Origin of the sequence: Neolewinella agarilytica (genome assembly GCF_900110645.1) — a bacterium.
Lineage (GTDB): Bacteria > Bacteroidota > Bacteroidia > Chitinophagales > Saprospiraceae > Neolewinella > Neolewinella agarilytica.
In genome coordinates this window covers 58088-77514 of sequence record NZ_FOFB01000012.1, presented here as the reverse complement: position 1 = coordinate 77514, position 19427 = coordinate 58088, and the positions used below count along the sequence as shown (strand labels likewise).

The following is a 19427-nucleotide window of genomic DNA, read 5'->3' as shown; positions in this document are numbered from 1 at the left end:
TATGAATGATACAATAAAATACGTAATTGGACTTACCGCTCTGGTGTTGATTGCTCTACTGCTGTTCAAATATTTTTACTCACCAGGAGGGGGCGAAAAGTGTATAGAAGGCTTTCGGCCTTTTCCACTGAATCGTTCAGCTGAACCTGGTTCAATAGTTGCCGTTGGTAAGACTAAATCGATTTTAGGTAAAAAGGCTATGCGGGTCGAGAGACTGTACCTCGATCGTGCTCGCTTAGAGCAACAGTTGGTACGCTCGTCTTTCTTGAAAACCGGAAAGCGATGGGAAGTTCCTATTTGCGTAAGTGACCGAACGAGTGATTTTAAATTTATTTTCCAAGAAAGAGGACTAACGAGTCAAAAAGTAGATGCTACGGCGGGGGCTGTGTATGAAAACACAAAAAGTGCGATACTAACGGCCAACGAAGGTTACCGATACGGCCTTGCGGATGGTGCCGTTGCCCTTCAGGACCTTCTGTTCAATTTGCCGTTGAGAGAATTGCAACTTCTTCGTACAGCGCTAAAAAATGGAGAACAGCTCATGTTTGTGAACGAGGTACTTGTTTACGACTCGGCAAGTCTTAAAGTGACATTAGCAGATGACTTATCGGAGGATTTGACAGTTGATCTTTTTGGCTGGCTCGGCGTTGAAGCAAAAGTTTCCTGGGATGAAAATAATGACTTGGATATCATATATCCACCAAATAGTATTGTAGGTTATGAGGGGACTTTGCTTGATGAGAGTCATTTGGTCGAGCTCGAGGAAACCATTGCGGAGCGTAAGGAGAAGGGAGACCTGATGATTATGTACGAGGACAAAGACGGAGATGGATATGGCTCTGGAGAGCCGGAAGAGTACTGGATTTTTGGTGCTAAGGAGCGTCCAGAGAGGATCGTAGGGGGACAAGTGCTTCGATACGTTAGCAACCACGATGATACGAGTGACCTTAGTGAAAAGCGGATGCCTGGAGAACAGTCCTGGTATCGTGATGCGGATGGCGATGGTTTTGGAGATCCTAGTGTTGTAACGATTGCTAAGGATCGACCGGAAGGCTATGTAAATAACGATAAAGATTGCTACGATAATAACGCCAGAGCATTTCCAGGTCAGTCAGATTACTTTACAGAGCACCGTGGAGACGGTAGCTTCGATTACGACTGTGATAATACAATAAGTGTACAATATAATCTCGTCGGAGGAGGCTGCGTGAACAGTTGTAAGTCTCTGAATAGCGGATGGGATGCTCGAGAGTATCCTCCACCGGGCCAAGCGGGCCGCTATGTTGTAGGCTGTAATAATGGACATTGGCCTGATTACAGCTGTACTGTAAAGCGGGAGCGACGGGTCCAAGGAGGGCGTTAAACTGGGATGAGTATGTTTAAGTCTTACGAGAATATCCCTGCTACTGCATAGCAATTCTTATAACAACCTAACAAAACAACCATGCCTGCCTACATCTTAAGCACTGGTGCCTACCGGCCCCGGGTGCAACAACCCAATCATGCCCTTACGGAACGTTTTTTCCTGAAGCGAGGGAATAAAATTCATCAGAAAGCGACGGTGGATATCCTGGAAAAATTTACGGCCGTCACGGAGATTCGTGAGCGTTCCATTGCCCTGCCAGAGGTGAGTGCTTCCCGAATGGGGTACTTGGCGGCAGAAGAGGCGATTGAGCGGGGTGGGGTAGACCGGGAGGCGATAGATTACATCATTGTCGCCCACAACTGGGGAGATGTGAGCACTAAGCACAATTTTCAGGACACCCTGCCCAACCTGGCTGCACGGATAAAGAGTAAACTGGGTATCCGAAATCCAAGGTGTGTGGCCTACGATATCCTTTTTGGTTGCCCGGGTTGGTTGGAAGGGGTCCGGCAGGTAGATCTGCTGATCCGCAGTGGTGAGGCGCGCTATGTGTTGGTGGTAGGTACGGATACGGTGTCGCGGGTAGTGGAGGAATATGACGTTGATAGCCTGTTGTTCAGCGATGGGGCAGGGGCCGCACTGATGGCAGCTTCTGCTTCACCCAATACGGGGGTACTGGCCAGCGCTACCCGTTCACATTGCCTGGAGGAGTTGGATTATTTGCGGATGGGGCGGTCGTTTTCTGACCGTAAATACCTCGATGGCCTCTACCTGAAAATGCAAGGTCGACAAGTATTCAAATACGCTCTGCGCGAAGTGCCCGCAGTGATTACTGCTTGTTTAGAAAAGGCTGAGGTTGACCTGCGCGACGTACGCTACTTCATTATGCATCAAGCCAATGCTAAAATGATCAAGGCAATAGCGAGCAGGCTTTTTGCACAGCATGGTATTGCAAACTATCCGGAGGACGTACTGCCAATTAATGTCTACACAAAGGGTAATAACTCGGTAGCTACCATTCCTACGCTGCTGCACGAAGTGATTGACCGAGCGCACAACCAACGCGGTATTGAACGGGGGGATTTGGTGGTTTTTGCCTCGGTGGGGGCAGGGATGCACGTTAATGCGATGATCCATCGCTTCTAATAAATAAGCATAAAGATTTAAAGATGAAAGTGATTAATCGATGGATTGACAGTCTGGTTTCCAACGGCATGTCGTACAGTAGTTACCTTTTCTTTCGGACGTTTTGCCGGGGGAAGATCGAGGGAGAAGCCTACATTCTGGATCGGCTGGACAGCAACTTTATCCTGGTAAGCAACCACGTGAGTTACCTTGACTGGTTGGTGATCTGGGGGGTGTTTAAGTTCCGGTACAAGACGGATATCCTGTTTCTGGCCAAGGAGAAGTTGTTCAATGACCGGTTTTGGGGGCGTTTGATGCGGTACGGTAACTGCATCAAGGTGAAAGACGATGGTACTAAGATCACGGACAGCCGCAACATGCGGACTTTGCTGCAAGAGAACAAAGTGGCCATCTTTCCGGAGGGGACGCGGTCGCGGGACGGAGAGTTGCAAGATTTTCGGCCGGGCGCGGCGGTGTTTTCGATGCGCAATCAGGTGGACATCATCCCGGTGGGGCTGGTGGGTTTCTTTGAGAGCTGGCGGCCGGAGGAGCGGCTGCCAAGGCCGCACCGCTGTAGCATCAGGGTAGGGGAGCCGATTGCTTCGGCGGAGCTGAAGGCAATGGGGCGGGGCGCTACGGACCATTTGCGGGAGACGGTAGGCAAGTTGAGCGGTCAACTATGAGTGAGCTGCTGAAAATTGGGGTGCAGCCCGGTGATGTGGTGGTGTTTGACATCGACAAAACGGTGTCGGACACCCACGTTTTGGAGCTGCTGCTGTTCTTGCGCGAGCGGGAGCTTTCGCCGCTGGGTTACCGGCTTTGGTTGTTGTATATGTACGGTTTCTGGGGGCCGGTGCTGAAGGTGCTGGACTGGTGGTCCCGGCCCCGGATGCAGCGGTTGGTATACAGCTGGTACGCGCGATACACGGATGAAGCATTAAGGAACTGGAGCTCGACGCTTTTTGCGGAGCGTCTGCTGGGAAAGTGTTATCCGGCGGTGGTAGAGTGGCTGGAAGCTTTGCAAGCCGAGGGCGCTGAAATCTTTTTTGTGTCGACGAATATCGCGCCGGTGGTGGTCGCCTATAGTGACCATTTTGGAGGGTTTGGCAAGGGCGTTGAGCTGGGAGCTTTGTTTCGACGTAGTCGTAAAGGTCAAGTACGCCATTTAGCTGATTTTAAGCAAAATAGCATTAACGAAATGAATAAAAATATCGCTCTTGCCGTTGGCGATTCTACTTATGACTTGCCGATGCTTAAAGTAGCGGCGAAGGGGGTAGTTATTGGCCAGGCGAGGCAGCTCTGGATGGGGGCGTTTCGGGTTTTTAACCGGTTGGGGCAGGAGGTGGAGCATTTGGGCGCGGCCGCAGGTGCAAGGGAAAGTTAAAGGAGCAGTGAAAACAACATCGTAATGGAAATACTACAGGTAGATAACCCTACGGAACTGGAGTCGTTATTCAGGCTCAGATATGAGGTCTACATTACCGAGATGGGCAAAGATTTTCTGCTGCCTGCCAAACAAGCGACCGATCTGGAGATGCTGATGGACGAGCGGGACTATGAAGCCATTCAACTAGGCTGTAAAGAGGGCGGGCAATGGGTTGCCACCTTACGCTGCCAACTGCATGACGATTTTGATTACTTAGCGAAGCGTTTTGGACTTACCCCCGAGCAAGCTGAGTTTACTTACGCCATCGTGGATCGCTTTGCGGTCCTTGAAAAGTATCGAAAAAGTGAAGTACCCATTCAAATGTGTCGGACGATCTATGAAGAAGGTCTTCGGAAGGGCGTACAAATATGCCTCATTGAGTCAGACGCAACCTACCGTTCATTGTATGAGTGGTTAGGCTTTCGGATGTATCGTGAAGTGGAAAGAGCCGGTCAAATTCGGTATCAACTGTACCTGAAGATTTGGAGTCGGGAGATGATTCGTCCTACTCCTTTATGGCCCGTTTACAGTGCTTTTACGGGAGAAGATTGGCAGCTTGCTGCTGAGGGTGCGTAGTATTTAAGCTGCAAAATTCTAAACCTATGTCTACAGTAGATCAATCATCACAATTAGAAATACTTATTTTCTATCACTACCAAGTCTTGCGGGAGGGGCTGTTACGAATTGCGGCCCATCGGGAAATGCTTCATTATCCCGAGCTGCGGGTCGCATTATTAGCTTTGCTTGAAGACTCCAAGTTGCAACTAGCGGCCTTGGGCCGCCAGGGCAAGCCAACTTATGAACGTCCCTTTTGGATTACGCTAAGTCTACCTTATCTGCGGCAATTACCACAGGGAGAACCTTTGGTCTGGTTGGGCGTGATGCTAGGCTGGGAGAGATGGTTGCAGCAGCAAGGCGCTCCATTGCCAGCTACGACTCTGGAGGCTGCTCTGGCAAAGAAGCCGTTGGCTTCTGGTCATGCCCATCAACTTGAGCTGGGGCAACTCCAACATAGCTGGCTGGTGACGGGCAGGGAGGTGAAAACTGTTGGTTTGGGACTAGACGAATAACGCCACTCCACAAAAGTAACCACTCTTATCACCATCAAAACTACAGATTAACTTACGTGAGACTCCCGATTCTGGATAGTTAATCTCTCTTCATAACTACTCCGGCGGCCCCATCTTCCGCATCAGTTCCTGATACATCGCCGCCAGCCGGTGGCGGTTATTGATGTGCAGGACGCCGTAGATGCGGTGTAGGTGTTGGCGAACGCCTCCTTCAGAGATGTTGATCTCCGCGCTGATTTCCCGATAGCTTCTTCCCTCGCTCACCAGGCGGACGATCTGTAGCTGCCGGTTGGTGAGCTCCTGAAATTTGCCCAGTTCTACGTTCTCCCGCCAAAAGGACTGGACTACTTTTGTGGCAATGGAAGGACTCATATAAGCACGTCCTTTTTCCAGTTCCCGCAGGGCGCGGATGATACCGGATAAGCCCTCGTCTTTGATGACGTAACCGCTGGCTCCCAGTCGCAGGGCCAGGAAGAGCTTATCATCATCATCGTAAATGGTAAACATAGCAAAGACGACACCCGGGTTCTCGAACTTGAGGCGGACCAGGCAGTCCAGCCCACTAACGCCAGGCAGGCCGATATCAAGGATTACGATGTCGGGTCGTTCCGCAGCAATACACTGCATAGCGGACTCTCCCGTGCCGTGGGCACCTACGATTGTCCATCCGGGTAAGCGGCGAACGGCGCGGACGACTTCCTCCCGGATGTCGGCGTGGTCTTCAACAATTACAAGGCGTGGCATAGTTGTGGGGGTGTGTAGTGTTTGGTAATCAGGTGAGCGGGAAGTGAAGCTGAAGCACTGTCCCACCTGCCGGCGGGGAGGTGATGCTTAGAGTCCCCTGAAGATCTGCCGCTCGGCGTCGCATATTATGAAGGCCATTTCCCGTTCCATCGTGGCGCTCGGCGGCGGCTGCGGACGGCATGCCGATGCCGTCATCCGTAAGGCTGATCAGGAAGGTATTATCAGGGTCAAGATGCAACCGCAGGGAAAAGGAGGTAGCCTTTGCGTGCTTCCGAATATTCTGAAGGGCTTCCTTGAAGATGAGGAGGGCATTATGAACCTGCTGGCTGCTTAGTTCTATTTCCGGGAAGGCATCATCCCGCTCCAGGGTCCACTCCAGTCTGGCGCTTTGGGCTGATGCTCTGGCCATATCGACCAGCTTGCGGGCGAAGACGGGAAGCGGGAGCTCCTTAGCTACGTTACTTTTCATTACTTCCCGCAGCTTTTTCATGGCTTCTCCGCTGGTGTTTTTGAGTTGCTCAAAATCGGGGTTTATTTCCAGTCCGCTTTCCTGATCCAGCAGGTAGCCGTCCAGTTTGTAGAAGAGCGAGCCCAGGGTTCCGCCCAGGTCATCGTGCAACTCCATCATGATGCGTCGCTGCTCACTGACGACGGCCTGGTGGCGGGCGAGAGTCTCGGCCGCCTGGCGGGCTTGTTCTTTTTGGATGGCCTGTTGCCGTTCCGTTTCCCGCCGGACGGCCCGGCGGTTGAAGTAGTAGAAGCCACTGAATACGCCGGCGCCGCACAGGAGCCAGAACCACCAGGTTTGGTAGAAGGGGGGGGAGATACGCACCTGCAGGGTGAAGGGTAGGGTGCTTCTGCCGTTTTTATCGACACCCACAAACTCGAAGGTGTAATTCCCCGGCGGGATGGAAGGGTAGCGGACGACCTCGCCGGATTTACCGTAAGTATAGTCTTCCTGCAGCCCGACGAGGCGGTGTTTGAACCCACTGAGCTCCGAGGGGCCGAGTTCGATCATCCCCGGCAGGAAGCTGACGGAGTTGTGCTGGTAGTCGAGGTCCAGTGGCTGCGGGTCGTAGAGGCTGTGGGTTTCGTCCCGGATGCCGTTGATCCAGATATCGGAGAGGTAGATTTTGTTGTCGGACAAGGTATCATCGGCCAGGCTGGTATTGACCGTGACGAGGCCGGTCTTGGTGGCCATAATGAAGGCGGAGTCGCGGTCGATGACGTTGGCGCGGATGAACCAGCTGTCGGGGAGGCCGTCGGCTTCGCCGTAGTATTGGTAATTACCGGACGAGGGGAAGTAGCAGACTAGGCCCTGCTCGGTACCTAGCCAGAGGCGGCCCCGGTCGTCCTCGTGGATGGCGTTGACCCAGAGGTTGCCGAGGGGCTCGGGGTTGAAGGTGGCGACAATGGAGTCGTTGACGATGGTGAGGAGGCCGGCGGAGGTGCCGGCGAAGAGGGTGTCGTTGCGGAGGATGGCGGTGTTGGTTTCGCCGGGCATGGGGATTTTGCTGTCGACCTTCCAACCGGTGGGGGTGCGGGAGATGTCCCAGAGTTCGATCTGGCGGTAGGAAGCGACGAAGCGGTTGGGGGTGAGTTTGATTAGTGAAGTGAAAAAATCAGTATCGCCGAATGGAATTCCGGGAAGAGAGGTAAGGGAATCTCCTTGCCAAGTTTGTATACCCTGGTTACTTAGGATAAGTGTCTCTTGATCGTCAAAAGCCAAAACGCCGAGATAAATATTTGTTGGTGTCTTTTGAATGTTAGTAAGGATTCCTTCTTTGTCAAACGTAGCTATTCCGTTTGTTCCTTGGACAATACAGGAGCCATTGGGATATGTTGCTACCTTACTTTTAATCAGGTTTGGAAAAACGCCGATCAATTTTTCATCGCTGTCCTTGTCGCCAGATGTTTTTCGATAAGTTTTACCATCATTGGTGAAACATAGGATGTCTCTACCAGAGGAAATAGTCATGTCCGAAATAGACGAAGAACCTGAAATGGAGGTTAATGAAATACTTGCATTAGATTGAAGAATTAAGTCTACTCCTCCGGATAAATGGCTTACAAAAACGTTTCCTTTGCCGTCACAGAATAATGTCCTGGCATCATCACTGATGAGTCCATCGGCAGTCGTCCACCTGTTCAGAATAATGTTATTTTTAGGAGAAAATTGGTATAGTCCCTGCTCGGAAATACTGACCCAAATAGATCTAGTTAATGTGTCTAGTGTAACAATGCGTGCTTCACCGGGAATAATAGTGGTAACCTTTCTTTTAGTAGGGTCAAGTGGATTGGTTAATAACTGTAAGCCTTGAGCTGTAGCCAAATACAAAGAATCGGCGGTATATGGTACAATATGTTTTACCATAATGGGGAGATCAATGTGCTGGAAGTTGGTTATACCGCCAGTATTGTACTCGAAGTACTCAATGCCGTTCGCATTCCACCAAGGAGCACCATAAAAGAGGACTTTCTCTTTTACCTTCAGTGAGTAAAGGGTATTTGCCTGGGACTGGTTTTGGAGTAGTCGGTAGGAATTGTTCTTGATGTTGAAAGCGAAAAGGTTGGAGTCTGCTTTGACTAATAGATCCTTGCGATTGGTGTCTTGGTGGAATATAGTATACCCAACTGTGATATCTTTTAGGTCGTGCTGCATGCGGAAAGTCCTAGATTTTCCTGTACGTACGTCTAATGAGTGAAGTGCATGGTAAGTCGTTACCCAAAGCTTACTCAATCCATCAGGGTAGACTTTAGAAGCGATAAACTGGTCGTGAATTACATTGGATTTTTTATCATGTATCAAGAAGTTAATTTCTTGCTGGCCATCAAAGCGAAAAAGGCCTGATGCATTTCCAAACCAGTAGAAATCATCAGGTAGATAATGGAAATTCTGTGTATGGTCATTCGATGAAAGTTCTAGATTCCTTACCGATTGACACCGTAATCCTGTAGTCATAACTACATAAAGAGTCAACAGGATAATATTTAATCGATTAGGTATTAGAACTGTGCAAGTCTGGTAGAATATGTAAAGCACAACTAGGCTTTTGGTATCGCAATTGGATCGTTGTTTTCGATCAATCTCTTGATAGCATCAATGGATAAAGCTTTCAAGAATTTTTTGTACCCAATGATTCGCTTATTTTCGCTAAATTTATTTTCAATAAACATCTTCCTGTTAATCTCACAAGCCTGCAGGAACATCCTTGGAGTTTCCCAGTATCTTTTACAAGTGTGTAGGACAAATACACTAGGGAGTTCAAGTTTTTCCATGGCTTGAACTCCCGAATAAAGCTCTCTTTTTACATACCGGCCGTTACTGTTTTTGTGTGATAAAATCTCAATCTTAAGCGTAGAACAGATGCTTGGATCTAACGTGTCGAAAGAGCGTTTCCAATCAGTAAACCGCATCTCTTGTAATCTGGGGCTAACCATTTCTCCATGATTTATTTCTGCCCCAGTGAAAATGAACCTCAAATCTTCAGGAGATGGTGTCGCATGATAGGCCAGGTACAACTGACGAATGGTGTCAAAACCTAGAAAGGCAACCTTCATATCTGGGCGGTATCCTAATATATCGAAGACCTCATAGTCACCAATGGAACTATTGTCATCAGGTGTTTTGAGCTCAATGTTTAAGTCTTTATTTGCACTATGAAAGCTATTAATTGGGAAATGATTTTGCGAATTATTCTCCTTTGAAATAATTAGAACTGCATTCGGATTAACTGTCTCGATAGGATTGCCAATCGATAGTAATCCATCGTTACTACTTAAGGTTGATAGCCAGTCAGAACCAATTGGTGTTCGAGGTTCTATTGCTGGTGAAGAAAAAGAGAAGTTTAGTGGCCGCATCTGTATCTGGTTTATCTTTTCTGCTCGCCACTCAGATGAATTTTCCTTTCCAAAAAAGAAGATGAACAACCCTAGAGGGATTTCAACCTCATTACTATAGTCTGTTGTTAAAAAGGTATCAAATGTATCAATTAAGCCAGGGAATTCAAATCCAACTTGATCATGAACATATATATGCTTGTAGCCTTCTCTATTAAAAACTTCCTCATGTTCCAAGGTGGATAAAAAAGCCTGATGTAACTGAGTTGGTGGAATATCTGATTTGTTATAAGTTTTGCTAGCTCTTCTTTGATCGAAATTTGACATGTCTGTTTTGTTTAAGAGTTTCTGAAAATATTCCTACGATTTATACTGCAAGTTCGTATGAACCGAAACGAAATATTGGTAACATCCGTTACCACCCCCTCTCTCTAGCCAATATACTTATACAAAAACAATCCGTCAAACCCTCCGCCCCGTCCGCCACAAAATCTCTGCTTCTTTATCCCTCCCACTGCACCTGCGGTCGCGCCCAGAGAAGCTTGACAGCGCCTGCTCATCCACTCCCCATTTTTCGCTCAATTTCAACCCTGGTAACAGATGTTACTACCGTTCTGCGCGGCGGCCGCCGAGCTTTGTGTCGTCACATTTGATACATCTGTGAAATAGTCCACCTGGTGGTGCGCTACACCTGAGAATAAAGATACAATTTCTGAGCAGTAAGACGATGGTCTGCTGATAGCTAAACCTATATCCATGAGTAAGCAAGAATCTTTTTTTGACCGCTTTCTTAGTCGCGCCAACCAGACGGTTGTCCTGGTGGCAGGAATAGTCGGGATTGCCGTAAGCCTGGGTTTATACCAAGTAACACACAATGGCGGATCAGATGACCCCGATGATGACAAAGAAGTGGTAACTCCGGTGCCCGATCCCGACGATACAAAGGTGCCGACTTGTTATGACGGTATGCGGAATGGAAAAGAAACTGGCGTCGATTGCGGTGGAAACTGCCCACCGTGTCCACCGCCTCTCCCCACCTGTTCGGACAAGATTCGTAACGGTAATGAAGAAGGTGTTGACTGCGGCGGAAACTGTCCACCGTGTGAACCTAAAGGAGCCTTTACCAATCTGGAGCGGATCATAGAAGAATCTACTGGCCGCCTCACCAAAACCAGCGGCGGCAAAAACTGGAACGGCGGTGCCAGTTCTGTCAAAGTATTACCCGCTGGGACTGCTGGTGGCGTGAGCTACACCCTCAAGTCGAGCGACGGTCACTTCCTGTTTGGCCTCAGCCCTATTGCCGGCGATGCGGGTTTCCAATCCGTTAAGTATGCGCTGGCGGTGCAGCCAGGTACTGGTGCTAAGGTCCAGGTGAACGTCTTTGAATCCGGTATCAACCGTACAAAGCGGGATTCCAGGACGGGCGTTAGAACAAGCATCCACCGTGCCGCCAACGGGCAAATCACCTACACCGTTGACGGGATGCGGGTAACCGATGTCCCAGCAGCCAATTACACAGGATCGTTACTGCTGGACCTTTCCATCAATCACGGAGGAGTCAGTGGGTTGACCATGGAGGGCGGCTGGCGGTAAATTACATAACATCAGGAGTAAGGTATCTAAATCTAGGGTGTTCTTTCTGCAGGGCGAAGTGCGTGTCGCTTTTCTGACGCTGTTTGCCCGCAGGAAACCCCCTCCCCAACCCCTCCCCATGGGGGAGGGGCTTGTGAAAACGCTACGCGTTTATTGGCCCCAATAAGGTGTACCTTGGACCAAGTAGAAGGAACAGCCTACACCTAAACCCCAAACATACATTATTTCAATACGATAGCCCTCGCCGAAAAGCGCGTTCATCTTCTGTTACGCGGGTAGGCGGAGCTATACCTAAACCTATAGTTTTATGGACAATTCAGTATTTCAGGATTGGTCTTCGGCTCCGACGGTGAGCACGAATATAAACCAGGAGTTTGAGTCTCCCTTTGTCGTCAGTCCCACCCAGGAGCAAGTGTCTTTTGCTGAAGAGGAGGTAGCGGTGGTTGATTTCGAATCTCCCTTCCTGCCATCAGTGCAGCTCGTGGAAGGGGAAGCCGTTTTTGATCAGCGGGAGCAATTATTCGTACAGCTTCTCGATGAACTGCCAGAAGAAGAATTTACCGAAGGAGTCGTTGATCTTTTTACCGAAGGAGAGCGCTACCTGGAGCACCATTTGGGAGCTTCCCTGCTCCCTGAGGCGGAGGTCGGTACTTCCCGCCGCGAGGAACTGTTGCAAGGCCATTTTCATCCACTGGCGGTAGCGATGGAAACCCTTACCGATCGGTTACTGCAGGAGTTTTCTGGCCTAGAGGATGCTCCCCTTACCGAGGGGCTTATTGACCAGGCTTTCAGCCGCCATATGCTGGCGGAGGAGTTGGGTAATCCCGTTTTTGAAGACTTTTTCAAAAAGGCTTTCCGCAAAATCAAGCGTGCCGCCAAAAAGGTGGGGAAAGTGATCAAGAAAGGGGTGAAACTGGCCAAGAAGTTTCATCCGGTGGCCGTTCTGCTGCGCAAGGTAAAAAAAATGGTTCGGCCGTTCTTGACCAAAATTATCCGTCGGGTCATCCGGCGGTTACCCGCTGCCTTGCGCTCACCAGCGCGCATGCTCGCCCGGAAACTGGGAGTGAAAGCGGAACTTGGCCTCAGCGATCAGGAAATGACCCTGCGCCGGATCAGTGCGGAAGGAGAGACCTACGCCTACCCGGCGGGGCCGGACCTGGAGTTCATCGAACGGGAGTTTGATCTGCGGCTGGCCGAGCAGCTTTTTGCGTCTACCGAAGAAGAAGCGAGGGCGGTTTTTGCAGCCTACCAGGAAGACAGTGAATTCCAGGAGGGGGATTTCGCCGCCGAAGAGCGATTGCTGGAAGCGCGGGAACAACTCAAACGCTCCATTCAGGGGGCAAGTACGGCTGAGGAAGTTGGTCCGGCAGTAGAACAGTTCGTTGGTGTTGCGATGAAGGCGATAAAAGTCGGGATTCGCCTTATCGGCCGTCAGAAAGTAATCAACGCCATCGCCAAGTTGTTTACCCGCTTCATTGGGAAGCTGATCGGGCCTAAGGCAGCTGGACCACTGGCTAAAGCACTGGTAGAAAAAGGTTTCCGGTTATTGAATCTTGAAGTTTCCGAGGAGGAAGCGCAGCGCGCGCCTGCAGAAGTGATCGTGCAGATGCTGGAAGAAATGCTTGTTGATGTTGCGCGGTTAGACGAGGAAGTGCTCGACAACCAGGAGTTGTTGGAACAGGAAGTTTATCATTTATTCCGTCATTATTCTGGCCGCAACATGCCTTCTAATATGGTCGTGGCTGAATTGCAGGAGGCAGAGCAGGCCGCCGCCTGGATGTTACTGCCCAAGAACGGCCGGAAGCGGTACAAAAAGTATAGTCGGATCATGGAGGCCTCCCTGACCAGGAGCCAAATTGCTGGTGTGCGAAGTTTTAACGGCCAGCGGTTACGGACTTTCCTGAGGCGGAACTACCAATACCAGGGGGACCAACCACTGCGGGTACGGATTCACCTCTATGAAGCAGTGCGGGGAACTACCCTGAGCTACGTGAGTCTGCTCGAAAAGGGCACGCCGGGCCTGGGCTCCGCCCGTCGGGCAGCCTGGTCACAACTTCACCCTTTGACACCTGCTGCTGCCAGCTTGCTACTTGGGAATTCAGCCCTCGGGCAGCGGGTAGGGGAGCGCTGGCTGACGAGCCGCCACCGGATTCGCCCCGGGCAGCGTTTTTACTACTTAGAGGTTGTGGGGCAGAGTCGTCGTTTGCCGCCTCGCCGGTCCCGGCCTTTAGTGCCTGCTAGTGGTCAACCCGCCAGCAACCTGCCCAGCGTCCGACAGGAAGACGCGATGGTTAAATTTGACTTCACCCGCTCGACCATGACTTTGGGGCTGTTCGTCACGGAAGATAAGGGGGCTGAAATCACGCGGCGGCTGCGGTCAGAAGACTACTTCGGTGCTGCGACAACCTTCCGCAGCGCCATCCGTGATGCTCTGAACGGCATTCTACTACGTGACATTGGCCGTAAGGTGAAAGTCGTGATGGAACTTAGCGAAGAACGCTACCTCGAAGAACACTTTGGCGGCCTCCTGGCGGCAGGTGCTGCTTTTGCCAAAGAACAGCTCAAGAAGTTGATGGAGAGATTGCTGGAAAAGCTGGTTCGGCAAGCGGAAAAAGCACTGGTGAATCACTTGCGGCGTTTGCGGGACGACTTCATCCGGTCACAAGAAAATCCGGCCCAGGGACTGAGCCTCCACCTGGTCTTTATCGATATGCCGGGCATGGCCTTGCTGCGGACCTTCTTCAAGGTGAAGCGTGGTGAACCATTAAGCGTTGGAGACATTACCGGAATTGTCATTCCCGCCATCCCAACGCCCGATTTACGCATCTTCCCCGGAAAAAATGCGCTGTAATGAATATCCATTTATTACGGCAAATTGAACACTGGCACGCTGCTACCCATCGCCTGGATGCGCCGGATACTCTCGCTGCTCAGTCAGCCTGGGAGCTGGTGGAGTTGTCTACGGGAAACGCCCTGCGTTCCCGGCTGGACGGTTCCCTGAATGTGCTGAAAAGTCAAATGGATAGTCTGCTTCAGAAGACCCGAAGTGGTGCGCTGACGGAGCGAGAAGGCCAGCAGGCTTTACAGCAGTTACGTAAGTCATACCTACAAACGGAAGTTACTCTGGACTATTTCGGGGATGCCGTCAACACCCGCACGGATCTGCGCACTGGTAACCACCTGATGGCGCTGGATTACATCGCCCGGGAAGCCATGCGTAAAAGCCTGCAACCGCTGGGGCATTTGGTTCCGCCGGTAATGACTTACCTGGACAAGGGGTTGGGGGCTTCGATCCTTAAAGCTGGCTTACGATTGTGGGATAGGCGAGGTGTTAACCCCGTTGCCATCATCAAGGTCGTGCGCCACAACCTCTACCGGCCAACCGCCCTGATCCACGAAGCGGGCCACCAGATTGCCTATGCGATTGGCTGGAACGAGGAATTGGCCAGGGCGCTACAAGCCGGCATGCGTGGCTTCGGGCCGAAGGTTGCGAGGCTATGGGCAAGCTGGTCTTCAGAAATTGCTGCGGATGCCTTCGCTTTCATCTTTACTGGCTACGCTGCCGTGGCGACCCTCAAAGATGTATTGTCGGGAAGCAACCGGATGGTTTTTCACTATCACCCGGGCGCGCCGCACCCCATTCCCTATGTCAGAACCCTGATTGGCACCGCCATGTGCCGGGCGGTGTATGGGGCTGGCCCCTGGGATGAAATGGAGTCAAGCTGGAAAGCGGCTTACCCACTTTCCGAGGCTCCGGACGACTGGAGAGCACTGTTCGCTCAGGCCGAGGAGCAGGCCAAAGTAGCCGTTGATATCGTATTGCAGCAGACCATGCAGTCTTTTGGTGGGCAGTCGATGCTGGCCCACTTGCCGCCGGAGCATTTGCATCCTTCCCGTCTGCTGGTCTGGCGGGCGCGGGAGGGCCCCGTAAGCGACTGGTCAATCCCTAAGCTACGCGCCAATACGCTGAGTTTACTCGCCCTTTCCGTCTATCAGCAGGTGTCCGAACCTAGCCAGGCCGCACGATTTCGCCTGGAAATGGATGGCTGGTTTCAGCGCTTGGGTACTACGATAAGGTACGAACTGCCGCAGCCAACGTAATCTCACTCTTAATAACCAAGTGCTTTCGTTTGAGCGCGAGCCAATGGTCTAATTAACAATAAATCAAGCAGCAATGACTAAAGCTGAACAAACTCAATTTCTCGAAGCAATCAATAGGCTCATTCAAAAAGTGGATGAGCGTTTTCCTGCAAAAGGCTCATCGAGTAATAGCCAGGAAACAGATTTTTCCAAGGCCTTTTCTAAGCTTGACAAAGCACTTAAAGGTGAATGTGTTGCACAAGAGGCGTCTTCGGAAGCAGAATCCAAACCAGAAGAAGAAGCTCCAGGAGAAGCGACCTCACCTACTAATACAGACAAATAATTAAACCTATAAATGATTCAACCATGATTAGTATCATCAACGAACTAAGAGTAACGAAACCCGCCTCCGAGGCAATGGTTCTAACGGAGCACCCCCAAAAAATCGCTGACTATCTGGAAGAGTTTTGGAGGTTGGCAAAGGCTAATGAAGAAGAAAATAAGACTCGCCTTCCAGCGGGCTTTACCGCCTTACCTGGAGATAAAACACCAACTCCTTTGGAAGATTATTGTCCAACCTACCACCACCTCATCTACGCCTACATGCTGGAAAATACCCGGATGGTCCAAATTTTTTACCGGGTGCTGCAGGGCTTTCACAGCGGGGAAGATCTCTCATTCCCTTCAAAGGATACCAGGAAATGGCTGCGGAATACAGAAATGCTATTTTTCCGCCACCTGTCAGGGTTTTATAGCTTCAGTACCCGAAGCGAGGTACGCCCCGACCCCGAAGCCACCCGCCGCAATGCTTACTACCGCATGTTTGGGATGGACCTTGGCTACGGTACTCAACAGGATAAACCCTATCCTTTTCGGAAGGCTACTCAGGCTAATACGGGCTTCTCGAAACTGGTAGAGCGTTTGCTCGCTGAAATCCACCGTGCTATCATCAACGTAGCCAATACCTCGGGAACCAACAGTACCGATCCTTCCTCCATCGCCAAGCTGAGTAAGGAGTTGAAGAATATGCTCAAAGATCGCCGGAACAAGCAGAATCTTGCTCAGGAAGAGTTTGCGGCGGTAGCCATGATGTCCTGGTTTGAATATACTTTGAAGAAAGAGGATTTCGCCTTATGGAACGACCTGAACGTAACTGCTAGCAGCCCCGAAGATAAGTTGATTCAGCTGGGGCAAAAGGTGAAGCTGCCCGCTAACCCCAAATCTGGTAGTTTCTTTGAGCTAGCTGATTTGTTGTCGAAATGGATGCTACTGACTGAAGCTGGATACTTTGATAGTGCAGGTCAGGTTAAAGCAGCTCTAGCAACTAGAGAATTCCGGGAGATGATGACCGAAATTATCACTGACTGGTCGTTAGCTACTGGAGCCGACATCAAGGGAATACAAACAGGAAATAAGCTGCAAGCAGCGGCCTGATTTTTCCTGGTGATTCCTCCCCGGTATTTGTTCCTATCGCTATTTAGCTTCCCCGGCCGTACGCTTGCAATTGTTTTTGGAAGGCTCCGGCCGGGGAGGAGGAGAGTTGGGACTGAAATCTCTTAGGAAAAGCCTTTTTCTTTTCGCACCTGAGCTGCTTCCTGGATAACAAATGTTACTAGTTCTTATAGGCTTGGTAAACGAGCTTTGCCCTACTCATCACTTAATGCACCAAACACATGAAACACTCCCTACTGCTTTTTTTACTTTTACTACTCATTGCTCTTTCCCTGCCCGCCAACGCCCAGACAGGCTGTAATACCGGAGTCACCTTAACGACCCAAGCTGATGTCGATGCCTTCAGCCATACGGGCGTTTTTGATGGCAGTATCGCCATCGGCGACCTCTTTAATGCATCGGACATCACCAACCTGGACGCATTGAGTGGAGTGACGGGGATCACCAATGCGCTTTCAATTATTAATAATCCTTTGCTTACCGATATCTCCGGCCTTAGTAACCTGACCTTTCTGGGGCAGAATCCTTGTCAATCTCAACGGCTAACCATTTCGACTAATCCGCTACTGGCTGATCTTTCGCCTTTGACTGGGATGGCCATCTCACCGTCGTCCAGATCAGTATCCTTACAAGACCTACCGGAAGTAACTTCGCTCAGCAGCTTAAGCGGCATTACGGGCTGTCGGGACCTGAAAGTTACCGGCCTTGGTAAACTGACCAATCTTGCGGGTTTGGACAATCTGGCCGCAGTTACTTTCATCGAGATAAGAGGAAACGCCCTGCTAACGAATATCGATGCACTTACCAACGTAACAGCGTCCTGGAACCCAGGAAACGAAGGTATTCAGGCAACGATAGAAGATAACCCCTTGCTAAATAACCTGAACGGCTTATCGGGCATGACCAACGCAACGATTGTCGAGGTTGCGAACTGTGATGCTTTGACTGATCTCACCGGAATGGGGAATTTAACCAGCATTCTTGGTAAACTCGACCTGCAGGACAATGATGGGCTTACCAACCTTGAGGGTCTTTCGCCTGACTTGATTATTGGCACGCTACTAGTGTTGAGAAACAATAGCCAACTAGCTAGCTGTGCTTACAATCCGGTCTGTGATCAAATTGCTCAGGGAGGTCAATTTGGTCAAGTAGATATTTCCGGGAATGCTGCGGGCTGTGCTGACGTGGCTCAGATAGAAGCAGCTTGTAATTTTGACTGTGGAGAAAACGCCATCGAAACTTTCACCACCCAGGAGGAAGTGGATGCCTTCACCGCCACTTACGGAAGTTGCCGCCACTTTCTGGGAGAAATCATTGTCGACGAACCCATGAGTCGCAGTACCTCCGCTACGCCTATTACGAATCTGAATGCACTGAGCAACCTTCGTCAGATCGGAGTGCTCCGCATACTCAATGCCCCAAACCTGAACAGCCTTTCGGGCCTGACTATGCTAGACTCCATCAATGGAGATTTGGACATTCGTAATACGGCCATCGTCGACCTGAGTAGTTTGTCCAGTCTGCACAAGCTTGGTGGTCGTCTTGACATCGCCTTCAATCCGGTACTGGAAAGAATTTCCAGCTTTACCAATGTTTCTTCAGTCGCCAATAGTGCGGTCATTCGTTTTAACCCCTTGCTGGAGGATATGTCTGGCTTTTCTAACCTTGTTACGGTAGGGGATGTCCTGCAGATTATAACAAATCCCAGCCTTCCGGATCTCGCCGATTTTTCCAGTCTTCGTTTCTCTTTTGATGGTTTGACAATTGACAACAATGATATGCTGACTTCCCTGGCGGGCCTTGAAACGCTGGAAAACATTAACGCGGGGCTGCGCATCTTGAATAATGATTTGCTGTCCGACATATCTACGCTTAATAATCTGGATCAGGCGACGATCATCGCGACATCAAACGGTGCTCCGGGCACGGCGGCTTTAGTCATTCGAGACAACCCGCTGCTGAGCAACTGCGCCATTGAAACCGTCTGTACTTTTCTGGACGGTTCGGGCACGGCGGTTGACATTCAGGGCAATGCCCTTAATTGTGAAAGTCAAACTGTTGTGGAAAACAATTGTCTCGCTCTCCCCGTCTCTCTCCTTTCTTTCACCGCTACCGATTCGGGTAAAACAGTGTCTCTCAACTGGAAAACTACCTCAGAAGAAAACACCCAAAACTTTCTCCTTGAACGCTCCGTTGACGGCGGCCGAACCTTTGTTGTCATAGGTTCGGTTGCTGCGCGGAATCAGGCATCCGGGGCGGCGTATACCTTGGTGGATGAGTCTGCCTACCGCTTCCCCGATCAATACATGTATTATCGCTTACGGGTCCAGGATTTTGACAGCAGTCAGCAGCTGTTTGGCCCGGTAGTGGTAGAGATTCCAGCGGCAAACGCAGATGACATGAAGATATTCCCCAACCCGATGGCCTCTCAGCAGATGATACGTATCCAAGGCGCAGCCGCAGGTGCAAAGATCGACTTGATGGCCATGGATGGCCGCAGGCTATCGGGTTTAGCCCCGATGTCGGACGGGCAGTATCAACTGCCGGGTCTGGTACCCGGGGTTTACCTGATTCGGATAGCGGAAGGTAAGAATAGAGGGGCAATGGCCCGGTTTGTGGTGCGGTAGTTCTTGTTATTTAACTTCCATTGCACTTGCAGAAAAAGCCAGCTTTATCATCCCTGCTAGTTTTAAACCGGGCGATATCGCCCGGTTTGGCCGAAGGGTTTTGCTGT

At 50.5% G+C, this 19427-nt stretch carries 16 protein-coding genes; 13 read left to right on the top strand and 3 right to left on the bottom strand.

Going from position 1 to position 19427, the window contains the following annotated elements:
* The first annotated feature begins 1 nt into the window (after position 1).
* From BM123_RS12015 to BM123_RS11990, 6 genes are all read left to right on the top strand, one after another.
* Positions 2-1363 carry a hypothetical protein gene (locus BM123_RS12015; protein WP_090168796.1) on the top strand — a complete coding sequence of 454 codons (1362 nt, stop codon included), beginning with the start codon at positions 2-4 and terminating at the stop codon, positions 1361-1363.
* Between the two features lie 81 nt (positions 1364-1444).
* Positions 1445-2509 carry a 3-oxoacyl-ACP synthase III family protein gene (locus BM123_RS12010; RefSeq protein WP_090168794.1) on the top strand — a complete coding sequence of 355 codons (1065 nt, stop codon included), beginning with the start codon at positions 1445-1447 and terminating at the stop codon, positions 2507-2509.
* A gap of 23 nt (positions 2510-2532) precedes the next feature.
* Positions 2533-3171, top strand: coding sequence for a lysophospholipid acyltransferase family protein (locus tag BM123_RS12005; protein ID WP_090168792.1), 639 nt, complete (start codon positions 2533-2535; stop codon positions 3169-3171).
* The gene (locus BM123_RS12000; RefSeq protein WP_090168790.1) at positions 3168-3872 is read left to right on the top strand and encodes an HAD family hydrolase; all 705 of its coding nucleotides are present in this window, start codon (positions 3168-3170) and stop codon (positions 3870-3872) included. The genes BM123_RS12005 and BM123_RS12000 overlap by 4 nt, the downstream gene beginning before the upstream one ends.
* A 24-nt stretch (positions 3873-3896) precedes the next feature.
* Positions 3897-4490 (top strand): N-acyl amino acid synthase FeeM domain-containing protein, encoded by a 594-nt coding sequence (locus BM123_RS11995; protein ID WP_090168788.1) that lies wholly within the window; start codon positions 3897-3899, stop codon positions 4488-4490.
* Between the two features lie 26 nt (positions 4491-4516).
* Complete coding sequence (locus BM123_RS11990; protein WP_090168787.1) at positions 4517-4984, top strand: hypothetical protein; 468 nt, start codon at positions 4517-4519, stop codon at positions 4982-4984.
* A gap of 96 nt (positions 4985-5080) precedes the next feature.
* Here BM123_RS11990 and BM123_RS11985 read toward each other — a convergent pair whose 3' ends face one another.
* Both BM123_RS11985 and BM123_RS11980 read right to left on the bottom strand, forming a co-directional pair.
* A complete protein-coding gene (locus tag BM123_RS11985; protein WP_090168785.1) occupies positions 5081-5728 on the bottom strand; it encodes a response regulator in 648 nt (215 codons plus the stop codon).
* A 28-nt stretch (positions 5729-5756) separates the two neighbouring features.
* Positions 5757-7706, bottom strand: coding sequence for an ATP-binding protein (locus tag BM123_RS11980; protein WP_175489347.1), 1950 nt, complete (start codon positions 7704-7706; stop codon positions 5757-5759).
* Positions 7707-8090: 384 nt separating this feature from the next.
* Here BM123_RS11980 and BM123_RS24690 point away from each other — a divergent pair, with 384 nt between their 5' ends.
* Entirely contained in the window at positions 8091-8225 is a 135-nt protein-coding gene (locus tag BM123_RS24690) for a hypothetical protein (RefSeq protein WP_262490460.1), read from the top strand.
* Positions 8226-8773: 548 nt separating this feature from the next.
* Here the strand turns inward: BM123_RS24690 and BM123_RS11975 are convergent.
* The gene (locus BM123_RS11975) at positions 8774-9895 is read right to left on the bottom strand and encodes a hypothetical protein (protein WP_090168781.1); all 1122 of its coding nucleotides are present in this window, start codon (positions 9893-9895) and stop codon (positions 8774-8776) included.
* A 429-nt stretch (positions 9896-10324) separates the two neighbouring features.
* Between BM123_RS11975 and BM123_RS11970 the strand changes: the two genes are divergently transcribed.
* From BM123_RS11970 to BM123_RS11945, 6 genes are all read left to right on the top strand, one after another.
* The gene (locus BM123_RS11970) at positions 10325-11161 is read left to right on the top strand and encodes a hypothetical protein (RefSeq protein ID WP_090168779.1); all 837 of its coding nucleotides are present in this window, start codon (positions 10325-10327) and stop codon (positions 11159-11161) included.
* A gap of 307 nt (positions 11162-11468) precedes the next feature.
* On the top strand, positions 11469-14012 hold the full coding sequence (locus BM123_RS11965; protein ID WP_090168778.1) for a hypothetical protein: 2544 nt from the start codon (positions 11469-11471) through the stop codon (positions 14010-14012).
* Positions 14012-15262 carry a hypothetical protein gene (locus tag BM123_RS11960; protein WP_090168777.1) on the top strand — a complete coding sequence of 417 codons (1251 nt, stop codon included), beginning with the start codon at positions 14012-14014 and terminating at the stop codon, positions 15260-15262. The genes BM123_RS11965 and BM123_RS11960 overlap by 1 nt, the downstream gene beginning before the upstream one ends.
* Positions 15263-15335: 73 nt before the next feature.
* Positions 15336-15584 carry a hypothetical protein gene (locus tag BM123_RS11955; protein WP_090168774.1) on the top strand — a complete coding sequence of 83 codons (249 nt, stop codon included), beginning with the start codon at positions 15336-15338 and terminating at the stop codon, positions 15582-15584.
* Between the two features lie 23 nt (positions 15585-15607).
* Positions 15608-16675: a hypothetical protein gene (locus tag BM123_RS11950; protein ID WP_090168773.1), complete on the top strand. Its 1068-nt coding sequence runs from the start codon at positions 15608-15610 to the stop codon at positions 16673-16675.
* A gap of 239 nt (positions 16676-16914) precedes the next feature.
* Positions 16915-19320, top strand: coding sequence for a T9SS type A sorting domain-containing protein (locus BM123_RS11945; RefSeq protein WP_090168771.1), 2406 nt, complete (start codon positions 16915-16917; stop codon positions 19318-19320).
* Positions 19321-19427: the final 107 nt, after the last annotated feature.